Source organism: Paraburkholderia sp. RL17-337-BIB-A (genome assembly GCF_046025895.1).
GTDB lineage: Bacteria > Pseudomonadota > Gammaproteobacteria > Burkholderiales > Burkholderiaceae > Paraburkholderia > Paraburkholderia fungorum_C.
Genome location: NZ_JARESY010000002.1, coordinates 1,569,175 through 1,587,586, shown reverse-complemented (window position 1 = coordinate 1,587,586; position 18,412 = coordinate 1,569,175). Strand labels below are relative to the sequence as shown.

Annotated in this window: 16 protein-coding genes; 11 read left to right on the top strand and 5 right to left on the bottom strand. The window is 60.0% G+C overall.

Going from position 1 to position 18,412, the window contains the following annotated elements; genetic code table 11:
- The 4 genes from phaC (at position 1) to P0D84_RS28010 (ending at position 5,489) form a co-directional block, all read left to right on the top strand.
- The gene (gene phaC, locus P0D84_RS28025; RefSeq protein ID WP_408341953.1) at positions 1-1,116 is read left to right on the top strand and encodes a class III poly(R)-hydroxyalkanoic acid synthase subunit PhaC; all 1,116 of its coding nucleotides are present in this window, start codon (positions 1-3) and stop codon (positions 1,114-1,116) included.
- A gap of 15 nt (positions 1,117-1,131) precedes the next feature.
- Positions 1,132-2,001 carry an alpha/beta fold hydrolase gene (locus P0D84_RS28020; protein WP_408341951.1) on the top strand — a complete coding sequence of 290 codons (870 nt, stop codon included), beginning with the start codon at positions 1,132-1,134 and terminating at the stop codon, positions 1,999-2,001.
- A gap of 31 nt (positions 2,002-2,032) precedes the next feature.
- Positions 2,033-3,964 carry an acyl CoA:acetate/3-ketoacid CoA transferase gene (locus tag P0D84_RS28015; RefSeq protein ID WP_408341949.1) on the top strand — a complete coding sequence of 644 codons (1,932 nt, stop codon included), beginning with the start codon at positions 2,033-2,035 and terminating at the stop codon, positions 3,962-3,964.
- Positions 3,965-4,052: 88 nt separating this feature from the next.
- Entirely contained in the window at positions 4,053-5,489 is a 1,437-nt protein-coding gene (locus P0D84_RS28010) for an MFS transporter (protein WP_459252218.1), read from the top strand.
- Positions 5,490-5,709: 220 nt separating this feature from the next.
- On the opposite strand, the gene P0D84_RS28005 is transcribed toward P0D84_RS28010, so the two are convergent.
- Positions 5,710-6,615, bottom strand: coding sequence for a LysR family transcriptional regulator (locus tag P0D84_RS28005; RefSeq protein WP_408341947.1), 906 nt, complete (start codon positions 6,613-6,615; stop codon positions 5,710-5,712).
- Between the two features lie 162 nt (positions 6,616-6,777).
- Here P0D84_RS28005 and P0D84_RS28000 point away from each other — a divergent pair, with 162 nt between their 5' ends.
- From P0D84_RS28000 to P0D84_RS27975, 6 genes are all read left to right on the top strand, one after another.
- Positions 6,778-7,713, top strand: a complete 936-nt coding sequence (locus tag P0D84_RS28000; RefSeq protein ID WP_408341945.1) for a 2-hydroxyacid dehydrogenase — start codon at positions 6,778-6,780, stop codon at positions 7,711-7,713.
- 69 nt (positions 7,714-7,782) lie between these two features.
- Complete coding sequence (locus P0D84_RS27995; RefSeq protein WP_408341942.1) at positions 7,783-9,132, top strand: MFS transporter; 1,350 nt, start codon at positions 7,783-7,785, stop codon at positions 9,130-9,132.
- A gap of 500 nt (positions 9,133-9,632) precedes the next feature.
- A complete protein-coding gene (locus tag P0D84_RS27990; protein WP_408341940.1) occupies positions 9,633-10,955 on the top strand; it encodes an MFS transporter in 1,323 nt (440 codons plus the stop codon).
- Between the two features lie 57 nt (positions 10,956-11,012).
- Positions 11,013-12,362, top strand: coding sequence for a glucarate dehydratase (gene gudD / locus P0D84_RS27985; protein ID WP_408341938.1), 1,350 nt, complete (start codon positions 11,013-11,015; stop codon positions 12,360-12,362).
- 82 nt (positions 12,363-12,444) lie between these two features.
- Positions 12,445-13,362, top strand: a complete 918-nt coding sequence (kdgD, locus tag P0D84_RS27980; protein ID WP_408341936.1) for a 5-dehydro-4-deoxyglucarate dehydratase — start codon at positions 12,445-12,447, stop codon at positions 13,360-13,362.
- Positions 13,363-13,438: 76 nt separating this feature from the next.
- The gene (locus P0D84_RS27975; protein ID WP_408341934.1) at positions 13,439-14,107 is read left to right on the top strand and encodes a YncE family protein; all 669 of its coding nucleotides are present in this window, start codon (positions 13,439-13,441) and stop codon (positions 14,105-14,107) included.
- 70 nt (positions 14,108-14,177) lie between these two features.
- Here P0D84_RS27975 and P0D84_RS27970 read toward each other — a convergent pair whose 3' ends face one another.
- From P0D84_RS27970 to P0D84_RS27955, 4 genes are all read right to left on the bottom strand, one after another.
- Positions 14,178-14,987 (bottom strand): HpcH/HpaI aldolase/citrate lyase family protein, encoded by an 810-nt coding sequence (locus P0D84_RS27970; RefSeq protein ID WP_408341932.1) that lies wholly within the window; start codon positions 14,985-14,987, stop codon positions 14,178-14,180.
- Positions 14,988-15,175: 188 nt separating this feature from the next.
- On the bottom strand, positions 15,176-16,378 hold the full coding sequence (locus P0D84_RS27965) for a CaiB/BaiF CoA transferase family protein (protein WP_408341930.1): 1,203 nt from the start codon (positions 16,376-16,378) through the stop codon (positions 15,176-15,178).
- Positions 16,379-16,438: 60 nt separating this feature from the next.
- Positions 16,439-17,590: an acyl-CoA dehydrogenase family protein gene (locus P0D84_RS27960; RefSeq protein WP_408341928.1), complete on the bottom strand. Its 1,152-nt coding sequence runs from the start codon at positions 17,588-17,590 to the stop codon at positions 16,439-16,441.
- A gap of 15 nt (positions 17,591-17,605) precedes the next feature.
- On the bottom strand, positions 17,606-18,124 hold the full coding sequence (locus tag P0D84_RS27955) for a MaoC family dehydratase (protein WP_408341926.1): 519 nt from the start codon (positions 18,122-18,124) through the stop codon (positions 17,606-17,608).
- Here P0D84_RS27955 and P0D84_RS27950 point away from each other — a divergent pair.
- On the top strand, positions 18,123-18,356 hold the full coding sequence (locus tag P0D84_RS27950; protein ID WP_408341924.1) for a hypothetical protein: 234 nt from the start codon (positions 18,123-18,125) through the stop codon (positions 18,354-18,356). The two genes, P0D84_RS27955 and P0D84_RS27950, sit on opposite strands and share 2 nt — an antisense overlap.
- Positions 18,357-18,412: the final 56 nt, after the last annotated feature.

Genomic DNA, 18,412 nt, shown 5'->3' with positions numbered 1-18,412 from the left:
ATGGCTACCGCCAAGAAATCGATCGCTGCGCGGGCGCTCGCCGAATTCAGCGACTTCAACCTGAAGATCGCCCGTGGACAGCAGATGCTCGACCGGATCAGGGACGAGCATGTGGAGATCGCGACCGCCGACAAGGAAGTGGTGTTCCGCGAAGACAAGACGACGCTGTACCGCTATAAGGCGACGGCCGAACGCACGCTCGGTGTACCCGTGCTCGTGGCGTACGGCCAGGTCGGCCGCTACACGATGACCGACCTGCAGGAGGATCGCTCGATGCTGCGCAACCTGCTCGCGCTCGGCGTCGACGTGTATGCGGTGGATTGGGGCAGCCCGACCCGCAGCGACCGCTGGCTCACCTTCGAGGACTATGTCGACGTCTATCTGAATGACTGCATTGAATTCATCTGCCGGCAGCACGGACTGCCCGCGATCAACCTGCTCGGCATCTGCGAAGGCGGCGTCTTCTCGTTGTGCTATGCGGCGCTCTATCCGGAGCGCGTCAAGAACCTGATCCTGACCATCACACCAGTGGACTTTCATCAGGACCAGGCCGAGGGCCGGGTCAATCACGGGCTGCTCAACCTCTGGATGCGGGGTCTGAGCGAGGACGACATCGACCAGCTGATCGAAGCCAACGGCAACTTGCCGGGCGAGTTGATGAGCTATGTCTTCGCGCAGATGACACCAGGTGCGACCTTGTCGAAGTACAACGTGGGTCTGCTCGACACATTCGATGACGAGAAGAAGCTCCTGAATTTTCTGCGTATGGAAAAGTGGCTCGCCGATCGGCCGCATCACCCTGGGGAAGCTGCGAAACAGTTACTGGTCAATCTCTACAAGAACAACGAACTGATTCGCGGTGAGTTTCAGTTGGGCAACCGAACCGTCAACCTGGCCGACATCCGCATCCCGATACTGAACGTCTATGCGAAGGACGATCACATCATTCCGCCGAAAACAACTCAGGCGCTGCGAGAGGCAGTCGGTAGCGCCGACTATCAGGAGATTGGCCTCGACGGTGGACATGTCGGAGTCTTCGTGAGTGGCAAGTCCCAGGGGGTGCTCGGTAAAGGCATCGCCGAGTGGCTGCACGAGCGTGACGATGCCCCCGCCTGATACGGACCCCGCGCAATGCAACCAAAACTGAAGCAGGTCTCCGTGATTGGCCGAGGCGGCTTTCATAAGCTCGCCTATACCGAGTGGGGGCCGCCGACGGCCGAGCAGACCGTTGTCTGTGTTCACGGGGTGTCTCGCACCGGTCGCGACTTCGACATGCTGGCGGCGGCGCTCGCGGCAAAAGGCATGCGGGTCATCGTGCCCGATCTACCCGGACGCGGACGCAGCGAATGGCTTGCATCGCCATCCCATTACACCGACCGTGCCTATACCCGCGCGATGTCGACATTGATCGCCCGCCTCGATGTCGAAAAGGTGGATTGGGTCGGCACTTCCCTTGGCGGCCATATCGGCATGTTGATGGCAGCGGAACCGGGCACGCCGGTGCGACGGCTGGTGCTCAATGATTTCGGCGCGCGCGTTTCGGCCCGGGCATTGCGCCGGATTGGCAGTTATCTGACGCGTTCCTGGCGCTTCGCATCGATTGACGAGGTCGAAACGCACCTGCGCGAAGTGCATGCCCCGTTTGGCAAGCTTACCGACGCCCAATGGCGTCATCTGGCGCAGCACAGCGCGGTCCCGGACGACTCAGGCGGCTTTCGTTTTCACTTCGATCCGGGCATCGGCTTCCGATTTGCGATACCGGTCTTACTGGACGTGGTCCTGTGGCACGTCTGGGACAAGATCGATTGTCCGGTGCTGATTTTGCGCGGGGAGGACTCCGATTTGCTGACGCGCAGCACGGTGGACGCGATGCTCAAGCGCGGCCCGGCATCCTCCGACGGCCGGGTCATAACGTTCGAATTTCCCGACTGTGGACATGCACCAGCGTTGATGGACGATGCGCAAATCGCTGTCATAAAGAAGTACCTTTTAACCGAGTAGCTGACGCTCAACAAGCGAAACCGAGACTGCCATGATTCGAGACAAGGTCGTTACCGCCGACGAGGCCATCGCATTGATACGCGACGGCGATGTCGTGAGCTGCTCAGGGTTCGTCGGCATCGGCACGCCCGAGGAACTGATTACGGCGCTCGAACGGCGCTTCGTCGAAACCGGGGGTCCGCGTGACCTCACACTGGTCTTCGCAGCCGCGCCCGGTGACGGCAAGGATCGAGGGCTGAACCGGCTTGCCCGCGAAGGGCTGGTGCAGCGTGCGATCGGCGGGCACTGGTCGCTCGTGCCCAAGCTCGGAAAGCTGGCGACGGACAATCGTATCCAGGCGTACAACCTGCCGCTCGGCACGATTTCGCACCTGTATCGGGACGCGGCGGCCCATCGTGCCGGCACACTCACCAAGGTGGGTCTGGGTACCTTCGTCGACCCGAGGCAAAACGGCGGCAAGATCAACGCACGAACGACGGAAGACCTCGTGCGGGTGATGGAGATCGATGGCGAGGAGTGGCTCTTTTACAAGGCGTTTCCAATCAACGTCGCTTTGATTCGCGGCACTACCGCCGACGCAGAAGGCAACATCACGATGGAACGTGAGGCACTGCTGCTCGATGCTCAGGCCGCCGCAATGGCCGCGCGGAATGCCAATGGTCTCGTTATCGCGCAGGTGGAGCGCATTGCGTCGAGCGGTTCGCTCGACGCGCGCAATGTGGTCGTCCCCGGCGTGCTGGTCGATTGCGTGGTGGTGGCCCCACAGGCGTCACACACGCAAACCTATGGCACGGACTACAACGCGGCGTACTCAGGCGAAATCCGCGTTCCCGTGAACAAGATTCCGGCCTTGGCGCTCGACGAGCGGAAGTTGATCGCGAGGCGCTGCGCTTTCGAATTGCCGCTGGGCGGTGTCATCAATTTAGGAATCGGCATGCCCGAGGCGGTGGCTGCCGTCGCTGCCGAAGAGCGCGTACTCGATCATCTGACGTTGACCGCTGAACCTGGCGTCATCGGCGGTATGCCGCAAGGCGGTCTTGATTTCGGCGCGGGCATCAATACGCAGGCGCTGTTGCACCAGAACCAGCAGTTCGACTTCTATGACGGTGGCGGGCTCGACCTCGCCTGTCTGGGCATGGCCGAGATCGACCGTATGGGCAACGTGAATGTCAGCCGATTCGGTTCCCGGCTCGCGGGTTCCGGAGGCTTTATCAACATCAGCCAGAACGCTCGCCGGCTTGTGTTCGCCGGGACTTTCACCGCCGGAGGAATGTCCACGTGCGTCGAAGGTGGCCAGATGCGAATCGTGGCCGAAGGAAAAACCCGCAAGTTCGTCGAAGCGGTTGAGCAGATTACCTTTAGCGGTCCGCTCGCAGCGGCGAAGGGACAATCGGTGCATTACGTCACCGAGCGATGCGTCTTCAAGCTTCAACCGGAAGGCTTGCAACTGATTGAAGTCGCACCTGGCATCGACATTGAACGGGATGTGCTCGCGCACATGGCGTTTCGCCCCATCATCGGCGAGGTGATGTCAATGGATCCGCGCATCTATCGATCCAAACCGATGGGACTCGCCGCGGTGCTGGAGGATCTGCAACTGACTGATCGCGTCAGCTATGACGAGGACCGCAACATCCTCTTTGCGAACTTTGAGGGGATGGCGATCCAGAGTGAGGATGACATCGAGTGCGTGCGGCGCGTGTTCGATGCGCTTTGTACCAGAGTGGGACGCCGGGTGGCCCTGATCGTCAACTACGACGGCTTCCGGCTAGACGAGTCAATGGCTGACGCGTACTTCGAGATGGTCGCGGACCTCCAGGCGAAGCACTACACAACGACCACGCGATACACCACCAGCGCCTTCATGCGTGTGAAGTTGGGCAAGGCATTGTTCTCACGCCACGCGGCGGCGCACGTCTTCGAAACACATGCCGAAGCAATCGCATTTCTTCACCGGCCCTAGCGGGTCGCTAGCCTCGAATATTGCTCCTGAAAATTCGCCTTTGTAGCGCTACGCCCTGGGTGAGGTTTTCGAAACGGAGGAGACAAACATGAACGCCATAAGCGGTATGACGGATGCGAGACCAACACGTGTCCGCTACGGGATCGTCGCGATGCTGTTTGTCGTGACGGCCGTGAACTATGCGGACCGGGCGACGATCTCGATTACAGGAACTTCGCTATCGAAAGATCTGGGCCTCGACGCCGTGACGATGGGATTTATCTTTTCCGCGTTCGGCTGGTCGTACGTGATCGGACAGTTGCCGGGCGGCTGGCTGTTGGACCGCTTCGGGTCCAAGCCGGTCTACGCCGCGAGTATCTTCATCTGGTCGGTATTTACGATCCTTCAGGGCTCCGTCACCTATCTCAGCGTCACCGCCGCCATTGGTACGCTGTTCGCATTGCGCTTTCTCGTAGGCTTAAGCGAGGCGCCATCGTTTCCCGCCAACGGCCGCATCGTCGCCGCATGGTTTCCGGCCGCCGAACGCGGGACCGCGTCGGCGGTGTTCAACTCGGCCCAGTATTTCGCCACCGTGCTGTTCGCGCCCATCATGGGATGGATCACCCACGCGTTCGGCTGGCCCTACGTCTTCTATTTCATGGGCACTGTGGGCATCGTCGTGAGCGGGATATGGCTCAAGGTGATTTATAGCCCGAGGGACCATCCAGGCATCAACAAGGCCGAGTTCGACCATATCGAACAAGGCGGCGCCCTCGTCGATATGGACCGCCCGAAAAAGGATACGCGCCTTACCGAAGCCGAACTCGAACTGGACTATGTCGAGCAGGCAGATGTCGAGCCGGGCGTCGTGAAGACGGCCGACATCCTGCCGGCCGCGGGACCGGGCGCGAACGCGGCGCCCAAACTTTCTTACGTGAAGCAGTTGCTCAGCAACCGGATGCTGCTCGGCGTCTATATCGGCCAGTACTGCATCACCACCATCACCTATTTCTTTCTCACGTGGTTTCCGGTGTACCTCGTCAAGGAGCGCGGCATGTCGATCCTCAACGCGGGCTTCGTCGCCGCGCTGCCGGCGATCTGCGGCTTCCTGGGAGGAGTGCTGGGCGGCTTGCTGTCCGATTACTTCATCCGCAAGGGACATTCGCTCACCTTCTCCCGGAAGACGCCGATCGTCATTGGGATGCTTTTGTCCACGACAATGATCGCCTGCAACTACGTGAGTTCGTCGACAGTTGTAGTAGGGATCATGGCCTTCGCGTTCTTCGGCAAAGGGCTGGGTGCGTTGGGCTGGGCGGTGGTCGCCGATACATCACCGAAGGAAATTGCCGGCTTGAGCGGCGCCATGTTCAACATGTTCGGCAATGTCGCGGCCATCACGACGCCGATTGTGATTGGCTACATCGTCAAAGCCACCGGGAATTTCAGTGGCGCGCTGATCTTCGTCGCCTGTAATGCGCTCGTCGCGATCGTCAGCTACCTGGTCATCGTAGGCGAGATCAAGCGCGTGCAGCTTAAAAGCGCGTGACCAATGCAGCAGGCTCATTCACTTCTGCCCAGCAAGGAGATAAAAAATGACCGTTTCGAAGGCGTCGGATAGCCGCGATTCCATGCATCAGTGGCACAGGCGACAGGTAACCGGTACCTCGTCCCACGTTGCCGCGCCCGCTGAATCGCATGAGTGCGTGGTTCCAGGCATGACTGATTGCTGGCCCGCACTGCCTGGCTAAGACTTGAAATCTTCACAGCTACCGACGCTTGGCTACTTCTGCAAAATGGTGTATCGCAAAGGTTCGAAAGTGCTCCACGGCCGGACTGCGTTGCTCTTCGCTCCACGCGAGGTCGATATCCGCGTATGCGTCGGGCGTCCATGTAGGACGAAAGACGACATCGTCGAAGCACAACTCCCGGGCTGACGCAGGCACGATGGCGACGCCAATCCCGGCACGAACAAGTGCAACGATGGTATGGGTCTGGTCGATGTACTGTACGTAGTTCACCCGAACCCCAGCCGCGTTCAACAGCCCGGCTATCCGGTCGTGGAAATATTTCCCACCGTCTGGCGAATACATCACGAACGCAGAGTCTTCCAGGTCTTTAGCAGCGATCGACCGGCGCTTTGCGAGCGGGTGCGTTGCCGGCATCGCAACGAGAAGAGGCTCTCGCACCAGATGACAAAACGCGAGTCCCTTCGTCGCAAACTGCGCACGCATGATGCCAAGGTCGATGACGCGCGTCTCGAGTGCCTTTACCTGCTGAACCGAGACCATCTCCTTCAGCACCAGCTTGATGCCGGGCAATTTCTCGCGTGCGGCGGAAAGCAACTCAGGCATTAGCTGATACCCGGACACTGCAGTAAAACCCAGCGTGATCTGGCCTGCATCTCCACGCGCGACCCGGCGTGCTGAATCGGCAGCCTGGTCCGAGAGCCTCAGGATTCTCACGGCGTCGTCGTAGTACACGCGCCCTGCATCAGTCAGCCGGACGCTTCGGCTGTTGCGTTCAAATAGCACCAGACCAAGCGCCTCCTCCAACAGCTGGATCTGTCTACTCAGCGGCGGTTGGGTCATGAATAGCCGTGCCGCGGCCCGTCCGAAGTGCAGTTCCTCCGCAACCGCCACAAAACAGCGCAGATGATTCAGCTCGATAATCATTTCAATTATTGAATTGGTTGATGCCGAATATAGCTTAGACCTTAATCAATCGCACGCCTATACTCAATTTCAGTTTCTTGAGTCTCGTGACCATTTCTCGTACGCGAGCCCAGTCTTTTCCAACGCCGTTTCCTGACGTGCGTCCTGTCCGAAGGAAAATGTATGTCTGAAGTTCTTCTCATCAACCCGGTTCTTCCGGCGCTCGACGAGCAGCTCAGCGCGCTCTATACCGTTCACCGGTATTACCAGCATGCGGACAAGCGGGGCTTTCTTCGGGAGGTTGGTCCGGTCATCACGGGTGTCGTTACTGGAGGCGCATCAGGCATCAGCAACGAAGTCATGGACGCTCTTCCGGCCTTGCGCATCATCGCGATTAACGGGATCGGGACCGATGCTGTCGACCTCCCCTACGCGCGGGTACGCGGCATTCATGTTTCGACCACACCGGGCGTGCTGACCGACGACGTCGCTGACCTCGCCGTCGGCCTTCTGATTTCAGTGTGTCGCGGACTGTGCGTCGGTGACGAGTATGTGCGCGGTGGTCAATGGGGAAAGTCGGCGCTACCGCTCGCACGGAAGTTCAGCGGCATGAAGGTCGGCATTGTCGGCCTGGGGCGAGTGGGACGGGCGATTGCCACCCGCGCTGCGGCGTTCGGGTGCCCAATCAGCTACACGGATTTGCGCGCAATCGATGACGTCCCCTACCGGTTTGTGCCAGGACTACGCCAACTAGCAGACGAAAGCGACGCGCTGATTCTTGCGGCTTCGGCCGACGAGGCTGAAGGCATCATCAATGCTGATGTGCTCGACGCCCTCGGCCCCGACGGATACCTCATCAACGTCGCGCGCGGCAAGCTCGTCAACGAAGCGGATCTCGTACAGGCGCTCGCAACGAACCGCATCGCCGGCGCGGGCCTTGACGTTTTCGTCGACGAGCCGAACGTACCGACCGAACTGTATTCATTCACAAACGTCGTCCTGCAACCGCATCGCGCGAGCGCGACCGTTCAGACCCGCGTAGCGATGGGAGAAATCGTACTAGCCAGCCTCGCCGCTACCTTCGCAGGCCGTCGCCCGGAGACCAGCGTGACACCTTGACCCTCAACGCATGAGCGCCGCCGGCGCCAGCGCTTGCAAGAACCCATCCCGAAAACTGGGAGGAGACACATGAAAACCTTTGATATCGCGGCTGACCCTGCCTCGGCCACCACGGCCAGAATTGGACACTTCCGTTACTACATCCTCGGACTGATTTTTTTCGTCACCGTCCTCAACTACGCGGACCGGGCAACGCTCTCGATTGCCGGAACGTTCGTAGCGAAAGACCTCGGGCTCACAGCAGCCGCGCTCGGTATCGTGTTTTCTGCTTTCGGGTGGGCTTATGCAATCGGCCAAATCCCGGGCGGGTGGCTACTCGACCGCTTCGGTGCGAAGCGGGTGTACGGCGCCAGCATTGTACTGTGGTCAGTCTTCACAATTAGCCAGGGCACGGTCTCCGTTTTCAGCACGGCCGCTTCCGCCACCGCCGCGCTGTTCGTCATGCGATTCATGCTGGGTCTCGTCGAATCGCCAGCGTTTCCGGGCAATGCGCGCGTAGTAGCGACCTGGTTCCCTACCGCCGAGCGCGGTACCGCGAGCGCGCTGTTCAACTCGGCACAGTATCTGGCCGTCGTCATCTTTACGCCTTTGATGGCATGGCTCACCCATATGCTCGGCTGGCACCACGTGTTCTTCTTTATGGGTGGCCTTGGCCTGGTGGTTGCATGCATCTGGTTCGCCACGATGGGCGACCCGAAGACGCACTCACGCATGAGCAAAAGCGAATTCGACTACATCGCGGAGAACGGCGCGCTTGTTGGGCTCGATACAGGCGCTGCGAAGGATCGTCGGCGCTTCACGCGACGAGAAATCAGCACGCTTTTCACAAGCCGCATGCTGTGGGCAATCTACATCGGCCAATACTGCATCACCGCCCTGACATACTTCTTCATCACCTGGTTTCCGATTTACCTCGTCAAAGAACGCGGTATGAACATCATGACCGTCGGCATGGTCGCAGCGCTGCCGGCTATCTGCGGATTTAGCGGCGGCATTCTCGGTGGAGTGCTGTCGGACTATCTGATCCGCAGGGGCTTCTCTGTTTCATTCGCTCGCAAGACACCATTCATGATCGGGATGGTCCTTGCAACCGCAATCATGGCCGCGCCATTCGCCGCGAGCGACACAGCCGTCGTCATGATCATGTCGCTAGCCTTCTTCGGCAAGGGCCTTGGTGCAATCGGTTGGGCCGTTGTCGCCGACGTCGCACCGCGCGAAATGACTGGTATGAGCGGCGGCGTCTTCAACGGTATCGGCAACACGGCCGGAATCGTGACCCCTCTCGTTATCGGATTTGTTGTCGCGAGTACAGGTTCGTTTGATCGCGCGTTGTGGTTCGTCGGGGCGCACGGCATTGTGGCGATTCTCGCTTATGGCGTTCTCGCTGGGCGGTTCAAGCGCATTGAACTCAAGTCGTAGTGAAGCCGAAGTCGGGCGGGTGATGGCACGTCGAGATTCTGCAAAGCGCGATGGCAGCGCCGACTTCTGGTTGGCTCCAACATCGCGCCTTGCTTTGTCTCGGGCGATAGTAGTGTTTGCGGGTGGGGTATCGGACGTCGGTTTCTCCACATTCGCCGGCAAAGCTTCAGGAGAACCAGTCATTGCCGGCCGTACAACCCCTGAGATGACTGCAAAACCGCTGCGTGATGACCCATTTGATATCTCCGGGTGCAGGCCATGTTATCAGACGTCTGATCAATTATCGCGAACGGTAGACCGTTCCACAAACCGCCCCGCCCTCTTTTTTCTACGGTAAATCATTGGGTTAGCAGGGTAAACACCCCATTGGAAAATCTCTCTAAACGTCATAGTATGTCATCAGACAACGTACCACGAGTTCTAAAAAGCGGCCCACCCGCTTCTACCGAATGTGCCGCGTTGCGTTCGACCAGGCCAACCGGCCGACACTGGAGACAACCTTGACATCCGCCCTCGCCACCCAGACCAATGACGTGCTGGAATCCGCCGTCTCGAAGGTCAAGCGGCACGTATTGCCGCTGTTTCTTATCATGTTTATCGCGAACTACATCGACCGTGTGAACGTCGGTTTCGTCAACGCTCACATGCAGACCGACCTGGGCATTGGCGCGGCCGCATACGGGCTTGGAAGTGGACTGTTCTTCATCGGGTATGCGCTGTTCGAAGTGCCGTCGAACGTCTTGATGCAAAAGTACGGCGCGCGCGCCTGGCTGACACGCATCATGGGTACGTGGGGCCTTGTCGCAGCCGCGATGGCATTCGTCTGGAACGACACCTCATTCTATGTGTTGAGGTTTTTGCTCGGCGTCGCTGAGGCGGGCTTCTTTCCTGGCGTGGTTTTCTACTTCACCCAATGGCTGCCCCAAAAGCATCGCGGCAAAGCGGTGGCGGTCTTCCTTGCCGGTTCGGCGCTTGCATCGGTGCTTTCAGGGCCCATTACGGGAGGTCTCCTGTCGATTCGCGGCTTTGGGCTGCACGGCTGGCAGTGGATGTTCCTTGTCGAAGGCGGGTTCTCGATTCTGTTGTGCGGTGCGAGCTGGATGTTGCTGAAATCCCGCATTCGCGACGCCGCGTGGTTGACGTCCGAAGAGCAGAACGTACTGGAGAGCTCGATCGCCGCGGAGCAAGCGGAGCGCGAAGCAAGCGGGGGAGCGCACGTTCCCACGATGAAGCTGCTGAAGGACCCGCAAATCGTCTTGTTCTGCCTGCTCTATTTCGCGATTCAATTGACCATCTACGCCGCCACCTTCTGGCTGCCGACGATTATCCGAAAAATGGGTGGACTGACTGACTTTGAGGTCGGCATGTTCAACACCATCCCCTGGCTTATCGCGATGGTCGCCATGTACTGCTTCGCCGTGCTCTCCGCCAAATGGCGCTTCCAGCAAGCCTGGCTTGCTGTTGCACTCGTCATAGCGGCTGGCGGACTTTTTATGTCGACCTCCGGCAACGCGGTGCTCTCGTTCGTCGCAATCTGCTTCGCTGCGATTGGCTTCAAGGCGGCAGCGGCGCTGTTCTGGCCGATTCCGCAGGGGTATCTCGATGCACGTGTCGCCGCCGGTGTGATTGCGCTCATCAACTCGGTCGGCAATCTGGGAGGCTTCTTCGCGCCCGCTACTTTCGGTTACCTTCAACAGCACACCGGTTCGATTACCGGCGGCCTGTACGGGCTCGGAGTGGCTTCACTGGTTGCCGCTGCGGCCGGCTTCCTGACTCGTAACCGGCGCGTGAGTCATGACCTCGTGCCCCATTCCGCACATTAGCAAGCTCACTGACTACCACGAAGCAACCCGGTTAACTCATCTACAGGTATCCCGATCATGTCCACGAACTCAACTCAACCGAACGCTACCCCGACGGTCACTGAACTGCGGGTTGTTCCTGTCGCCGGTCGCGACAGCATGCTGATGAACCTGAGCGGCGCGCACGGCCCGTTCTTCACCCGTAACATCGTCATTCTGAAAGATAGTTCAGGAAACACGGGGGTGGGTGAAGTGCCGGGCGGCGAAGCCATTCGCAAGACCATCGACGATGCGCGTCCGCTTGTCGTCGGGCAGTCGATTGGTAACTTGCAGGCGGTGCTCAACAAGGCACGCAAGGAATTTGCCGACCGCGACGCTGGCGGCCGCGGATTGCAGACTTTCGACCTGCGCACGATGATTCACGCCGTTACCGCACTGGAAGCTGCGCTGCTCGACCTGCTCGGCCAGCATCTGGGCGTACCTGTCGCCGCGCTTCTTGGTGAAGGCCAACAGCGCGACGAAGTCGAAATGCTCGGCTATCTGTTCTACATCGGGGACCGCACGAAGACCGACCTGCCGTATGCGAGCGGCGCGGAAGGCCGCGACGACTGGGAGCGCGTACGCACCGAAGTCGCCATGACGCCTGAGGCTGTCGTGCGTCTGGCTGAAGCCGCCCAGGCGCGCTACGGCTTCAACGACTTCAAGCTGAAGGGCGGCGTCCTTCCTGGCGACGCCGAAATCGAAGCGGTGACAGCGCTTGCTGAACGATTCCCGAACGCTCGCGTAACGCTCGATCCAAACGGCGCCTGGTCACTGTCAGAAGCAATCCGCCTCTGCCGCGACCAGCACGACGTGCTCGCCTACGCTGAAGACCCTTGCGGTGCCGAGAACGGCTACTCAGGCCGCGAAGTGATGGCCGAATTCCGCCGTGCGACCGGCCTGCCGACAGCGACCAACATGATCGCCACCGACTGGCGTCAGATGGGCCACGCGATTCAGCTTCAATCGGTCGATATCCCGCTCGCCGATCCGCACTTCTGGACCATGCAGGGTTCGGTGCGCGTCGCGCAGATGTGCAACGAATGGGGCCTGACCTGGGGCTCGCATTCGAACAATCACTTTGACATCTCGCTCGCGATGTTCACGCATGTCGCCGCCGCTGCACCGGGCAAGATCACTGCGATCGATACGCACTGGATCTGGCAGGACGGCCAGCGCCTCACGCGCGATCCGCTGCAGATCGTCGGCGGAAAGGTGAAGGTGCCGGCGAAGTCCGGCCTGGGCGTCGAACTCGATATGGACGAACTCGACAAGGCGCACGCGCTGTATCAGCAGCACGGACTCGGCGCGCGCGACGACGGTGTCGCGATGCAGTTCCTGATTCCGAACTGGAAGTTCGACAACAAGCGTCCGAGCCTCGTGCGCTAACCGAGCGTCAACTTTCAAAATCAACCCTGTGACGGTCTGAATGACCGCCCTTCCCCAACTCGAATTCAAAGCGACTGACATCATGACTACCCCGCAAGAACTCAAAGCCATCGTTTCCGAAGGCCTGCTGTCCTTCCCCGTCACTGACTTCGACGCAAAGGGCGACTTCCGTGCCGACACCTACGCCGAGCGCCTCGATTGGCTCGCACCCTACGGCGCAACGGCGCTGTTCGCCGCTGGCGGCACCGGCGAATTCTTTTCGCTCACCAAGTCCGATTACACCAACGTGATTCGTACGGCCACAGAGACCTGCAAAGGCAAGGTACCCATTCTCGCTGGCGCGGGTGGCCCTACGCGTGTTGCGATTGAGTATGCGCAGGAAGCTGAGCGCCTTGGCGCAAACGGCGTGCTGCTGATGCCGCACTACCTCACCGAAGCGTGCCAGGAAGGCATCGCCGCGCATGCCGAAGAAGTGTGCAAGTCCGTGCCGAACATCGGCGTGATCATCTACAACCGCGCCAACTCGAAACTCAACGCCGACATGCTCGAGCGTCTCGCCGATAGCTGCCCGAACCTCATTGGCTTCAAGGACGGCGTTGGTGAAATCGAGAACATGGTGACGATTCGCCGCCGGCTCGGAGATCGCTTCGCGTATCTAGGAGGACTTCCGACGGCCGAGGTCTACGCAGCAGCGTACAAGGCGCTTGGGGTGCCGGCGTATTCGTCGGCGGTGTTCAACTTCATCCCGAAGACGGCAATGGACTTCTATCGCGCGACTGCCGCCGATGACCACGCTACGGTCGGCAAGCTCATTGATGACTTCTTCCTGCCGTACCTGAAAATTCGCAACTACCGAAAGGGTTACGCCGTGAGCATCGTGAAGGCCGGTGCAAAGCTGGTCGGCCACGATGCAGGTCCGGTACGCGCTCCGCTCACCGACCTCACCGACGACGAGATGGCGCAACTCGACGTTCTGATCAAAAAGCTCGGCGCTCAGTAAGACCCTGGCTTCGCGCGACGACGCGCATGTCGGCTTGTGGCGCAGCGGCGCTGCAAGAAGGAATCAGGAGACGTGAATGACGAGCTTTTATTTCAGACAACCGGCCAGGGCCGTTCTAGTTTGCGTGCTTTGGGCATGTGGCGTTACTCACTCATCGGCCGCGGCACCCCAGTTCATACTGTCGAGCCAGGACGGAAAGGTAATGGTCATCAACGGGGACATCAAGACCGTCGAGGGCAGTGACACTGTCGCAGTTATAAAGGTGACCGGCCACCACGCTGAAATCGTCACGGAGTTTCCGGTGCCGAACTCCGTCTTTGGTCCTCCGCAGTCAGTGGACACGACCCCGGATGGTCGCCTGGCGTTCGTCACGGCGGGTGCGAAACGTGATCCAGCCGACCCTGCGAAGACATCGTTGGACGACCTCGTCAGCATCGTCGACCTCACAGAAAAGCCGCCTCGTGTTATCGACACGCTCCACGCCGGGATGGGCGTCGGTGGAATTTCCGTTAGCCCCGACGGCAAGCTCGCAATCGCCGCGTCTCGGGCAGACGGGTTACCGACCGGCGGCTGGACTCAAGGGCTCGCATTCACTCCTGATGGCAAAACAGTCCTTGTACAAAACACCATGCAAAAACAGATTGAAGTAATAGCTATCAATGGAGACCGCGCCGTGGATACCGGGCAGCGGCTTCAATTTGATTCTGCGCCGAGCGGCATGCGTACGATGCACACAGCGCCGTAACGAGTCCATGAGGCAATGCGAACGCTTGCGCAACGGCTCGGAAGCGCGAAAAAACACATATAGGTCGCGTTCAACCCGCCTCGATCCGTCGAGCGCGATCGATGATCGGCTTGTCGACCAGCTTGCCGTCGACAGCAATGGCGCCGCGCGGATCGGCAGCCACTGCGGCGAGGACGCGCGCAGCCCACGCACGATCATCGTCGCTGGGCGCAAAACCCCGGTTCACGGCGTCGACCTGTTTTGGATGAATACACAGCTTGCCGCCAAAGCCGAAGCGCCGGCCGAGCGCTACGTCTTCCGCGATCACCGCCGCGTCGTCGATGGCGAGCGTCACACCGTCGACCGGCGGGGGCAATCCAGCATAGCGAGATTCAACAACGAACCGTGAGCGCGCGTAGTCGAGCTCCCTTCCAAACCCATCGATGCCGGCGTCGACGCAATAGTCAAACGATCCGAACGCGAGTCGTGCGACCGCCCTTTCACCTGCTATTTTCCGCATGTTCACCAGTCCCACGACCGTCTCCACCAGTGCGGTCAGCGCGACTCCGTCGCCGCAGCGGGTGCCTATATCACCAAGCTGTCCGGGCTCCTCGGCTTTCGGGATCATGACGTTACGAACCGGCGACGCGTGCACCATCAACACATCGTCCGCATGCCACGGCGTGCCGAACGCGTTCACCCGCACGACCACGCGCGACCTGTCGGCATCTGCCAACTCCGTGCGCAACCAGGTCGCGAGCTGTTCGCGCGAGTGCGCCTTCACCTCAGGCATTAACGCGTCTTCAAGGTCGATCACCACCTGGTGCGCGGCGGTTGCGAGCGCCTTTGCAAATCGCTCGGGGCGGTCGGCCGGTACAAACAGGTAACTGCGGAAAATCATGTGTATCTCCTGACGCTGCTTCTTGGAAGATGGGTTATTCGACATTCCAGCCGGCGGTTCCGCGGCCCTTAGTATCTAAACCGCTCCTCGATGAATGCGGCTCACCGCTTCGAGGATCTGGTCGCCAAGGTTGAAATGGCGCCAACAAAGGCACGACGCAGCGCTATCGGCAAGTGCAGTCCTGGGCGTCACTGAATCACGCGATCTCGTCTCAACGCATCGATGCGCGCGGCATCGTAGTCGAGCAGGCCTGCGAGGACGTTTTCCGTGTCCCGCCCAAGCGTCGGTGGCGGCTCAAAGCTCGTTTGGTTCGATTCGGAGAATTTCATCGGTATGCCAGGCATGCGCAGACTGCCGCCGCCCGACAGCGGCACCTCGACGACCATGTCCCGCGCAAGCACCTGGGTGTCGGTGAGCGCTGACGCAAAGTCGTTCACCGGTCCACACGGAACACGCGCCGCCTGCAATCGGGTCAGCCAGTAAGCCGAGGTCTGCTGGATCAGTTCTTCATTGATCACTTGCTCGATAAGCGCCTTGTCGGCATAGCGCGCCGGCTGTTCGAGATACTCTGGCTTGCGCAGTTCGGGACGCTCGACCACCGCGAGAAAGCGCTCGAAGAACGCGTCGCCGATGCAGGCAATAATGATGTGGCCGTCCTTCGTCTGGTACGTGTTGTACGGCACATGCACGAAGTGCGAGTTGCCGATTCGCTCCGGCACGTGACCCGACATCAGATGCATCGTTGCCATATACGTGAGGAGCGAGATTTGCACATCGAGCATCGAAACATCGACGTGCTGTCCACGACCGCTGCGCTCACGCGCCTGCAACGCGGCGAGCACGCCCATCGCGCCGAAGATGCCGCCACCCAGGTCGCCGATCGGAATGCCCCCTCGCACGGGCGCGTGCTCGGGCATGCCGGTAATGCTCATCCCGCCACCCATTCCCTGGACGACCTGATCGAAGGCCGGTCGCTGGGTTTCCGGCCCAGTCTCGCCGAAGCCCGTCACCGAGCAGGTGATGATGCGCGGATTGATCTCACTCAAGGTCTCGTGATCGATGGCGAGGCGCTTGGGAACGCCCGCACCGAAGTTATCGAACACGACGTCGGCCTTGCGCACCAGGTCGTAAAATATCTCGCGGCCAGCGTCGCTTTTCAGGTCGATGCACACACTCTCCTTGCTGCGGTTAAGCGTCAGGAAATACGCGCCCATGCCATGCCGCGAGTATTCGGGATGGCTCGCGAGCAGCGCTCGCGTGCCCTCGCCGCGCCCAAGGGGTTCGACCTTGATCGTGCGCGCGCCCAAATCTGTCAGTGTCATCGTGCCGTAGGGGCCCGAGAGCATGTGAGTGAGATCCAGCACGGTGATGCCGTCGAGAGGACGATTCATAGCATGGCTTCCTTATTTCAATGAGGAGGCGCGACCCGGCCGCCTGGGCCGCATCGGGCCTCAGATGCGGTAGCGTTCTACGAGTTGCTTTGCGATCACCTGGCGCAGGATTTCGTTGCTCCCTTCACCGATCACCATCAACATGCAGTCGCGGTAGAACCGTTCGATTTCGTACTCGACCGAATAGCTGTAACCGCCGAAAATGCGCATCGCTTCCTGCGCGCAGAAGACTCCGGCTTCGGAACCCGCGAGCTTCGCCATCGCGGCCTCGAGGTCGCACCGTTCGCCGCGGTCGAACTTGCGCGCAGCAGCTTCGATCAGATGTTTCGCACCTTCCACCTGCGTGACCATGTCGGCTAGTTTCAGCTGGATGGCCTGGTGCTGGCAGATCGGCTTGCCAAATGCGCTGCGCTCTTGCGCGTAGCGCAACGAATGCTCCAGCGCGCCTTGTGCGATGCCGGCACCGCGCGCGGCCACGTTGATACGTCCCAGTTCCAGTCCGCCTGCGGTTTGCACGAAGCCCTTGCCCTCGACGCCGCCGAGCAGGTTCTCGACCGGCACCCGATAGTTATCGAAATTCAGTTCGCAGGTATCGATGGCGCGATAGCCCATCTTCTTCAGTTTGCCAACGACGTTATAGCCCGGACCGCGCTCGGCGATCAGCATGCTCATGCCCTTGTGGCGCGGCTCCGCGGCGGGATCAGTCTTGACAAGAAGCAGCGTGAAGTTGCCGTACATGCTATTCGTGATCCAGGTCTTGTTCCCGTTCACGATGTAATGCTCCCCTTCGCGCCGGGCGGTGGTGAGGATCGCCTGCAGATCCGAGCCCGCGTTCGGCTCCGTTAGACCCAAGCTACCGCGGAATTCGCCCGTAGCCATGATCGGCAGATACTTGTCCTTCTGCGCTTGCGTGCCGCTGCGCTCGATCGCGGACGCCACGATGAGATGCGAGTTGAAAATGCCTGATGGTGCCATCCATACCGACGCCACTTTCATGACAATCCGCGCGTAGGTCCAGGCGGACAGGCCAAGGCCGCCGTATGGCTCGCCGATCGTCGCACCGAAGAGCCCGAGTTCCTTCATCTGGTCCACAATGTCCTGCGGATATTCGTCGGCCAGGTCGTATTTGCGCGCGACCGGCCGCAGCTCCCGCTCGACCCACGTGTCGACCGCGTCGATAAATTCCTTCTGATCGTCATTCTCGAAAGCCATGAGTGTCACCGTTGCTCAATAGTTGATCTTGTCTTCCACGCTGTGGCCGCGTCGCGCGATCAGCATGGTGCGAGTGAACGTACCGACCACCTTGCCGTCCTGGTTCAGCCCGGTGGTTCTGACCGAGACGATGCCGGCGCCCGGCCTCGAGTTCGACTCGCGCTTATCGAGCACTTCAGACTCGGAATAGAGCGTGTCGCCTGCGAACAGCGGGAAGGTCAGCTTGATATCGGTCCAGCCTAGATTGGCGATGGCCTTCTGGCTCGTGTCGGTGACGCTCATGCCGACCATCAGTGCGACGGTGAACGGGCTTGCGACCACGCAACGGCCGAACTCGCTGGCTTTCGCGTATTCAGCATCGAAGTGCAGCGGGTGGGTGTTCATGGTGAGCAGCGTGAACCAGGTGTTCTCGGTTTCCGTGACCGTTCGCCCTGGCCGGTGCTCGTAGATGTCTCCAACGTTGAAGTCTTCGTAGTAACGTCCGAAGCTTTCGCGAAAGCGATGCTCGCCCACCTGTTTTACGTTTTGCACCATGAACCTGTCTCCAATGAAAGAAAAGGGAAGTCACAACCGCGCGGTGGCGCTCGTGGGGCCGGCATCGGCCGTCCGCCGCAGCGTCTGCCGCTGGCAATCGATCACCTTTGTTCGCTCAAGGCGGAAAAATCAGCTGCTGACCGACTCGGCCGCTCTAATCCGGACAAGCAAGCTCAATTTGTCCGTACATTATTTTGGTGCCGCACATAAAAGTCAACAAATCTCGATGTAAAATGTGTCCATACAATCCCTAATGAAAAATCGCCGTTTGTGGTGAAACTGAGAACC

What these genes read in the sequence shown, in the direction of transcription:
- phaC (WP_408341953.1), top strand. Translation starts at nt 1, where the DNA reads ATGGCTACCGCCAAGAAATCGATCGCTGCGCGGGCGCTCGCCGAATTC.
- P0D84_RS28020 (WP_408341951.1), top strand. Translation starts at nt 1,132, where the DNA reads ATGCAACCAAAACTGAAGCAGGTCTCCGTGATTGGCCGAGGCGGCTTT.
- P0D84_RS28015 (WP_408341949.1), top strand. Translation starts at nt 2,033, where the DNA reads ATGATTCGAGACAAGGTCGTTACCGCCGACGAGGCCATCGCATTGATA.
- P0D84_RS28010 (WP_459252218.1), top strand. Translation starts at nt 4,053, where the DNA reads ATGAACGCCATAAGCGGTATGACGGATGCGAGACCAACACGTGTCCGC.
- P0D84_RS28005 (WP_408341947.1), bottom strand. Translation starts at nt 6,615, where the DNA reads ATGATTATCGAGCTGAATCATCTGCGCTGTTTTGTGGCGGTTGCGGAG.
- P0D84_RS28000 (WP_408341945.1), top strand. Translation starts at nt 6,778, where the DNA reads ATGTCTGAAGTTCTTCTCATCAACCCGGTTCTTCCGGCGCTCGACGAG.
- P0D84_RS27995 (WP_408341942.1), top strand. Translation starts at nt 7,783, where the DNA reads ATGAAAACCTTTGATATCGCGGCTGACCCTGCCTCGGCCACCACGGCC.
- gudD (WP_408341938.1), top strand. Translation starts at nt 11,013, where the DNA reads ATGTCCACGAACTCAACTCAACCGAACGCTACCCCGACGGTCACTGAA.
- kdgD (WP_408341936.1), top strand. Translation starts at nt 12,445, where the DNA reads ATGACTACCCCGCAAGAACTCAAAGCCATCGTTTCCGAAGGCCTGCTG.
- P0D84_RS27975 (WP_408341934.1), top strand. Translation starts at nt 13,439, where the DNA reads ATGACGAGCTTTTATTTCAGACAACCGGCCAGGGCCGTTCTAGTTTGC.
- P0D84_RS27970 (WP_408341932.1), bottom strand. Translation starts at nt 14,987, where the DNA reads ATGATTTTCCGCAGTTACCTGTTTGTACCGGCCGACCGCCCCGAGCGA.
- P0D84_RS27965 (WP_408341930.1), bottom strand. Translation starts at nt 16,378, where the DNA reads ATGAATCGTCCTCTCGACGGCATCACCGTGCTGGATCTCACTCACATG.
- P0D84_RS27960 (WP_408341928.1), bottom strand. Translation starts at nt 17,590, where the DNA reads ATGGCTTTCGAGAATGACGATCAGAAGGAATTTATCGACGCGGTCGAC.
- P0D84_RS27950 (WP_408341924.1), top strand. Translation starts at nt 18,123, where the DNA reads ATGAACCTGTCTCCAATGAAAGAAAAGGGAAGTCACAACCGCGCGGTG.
- P0D84_RS27955 (WP_408341926.1), bottom strand. Translation starts at nt 18,124, where the DNA reads ATGGTGCAAAACGTAAAACAGGTGGGCGAGCATCGCTTTCGCGAAAGC.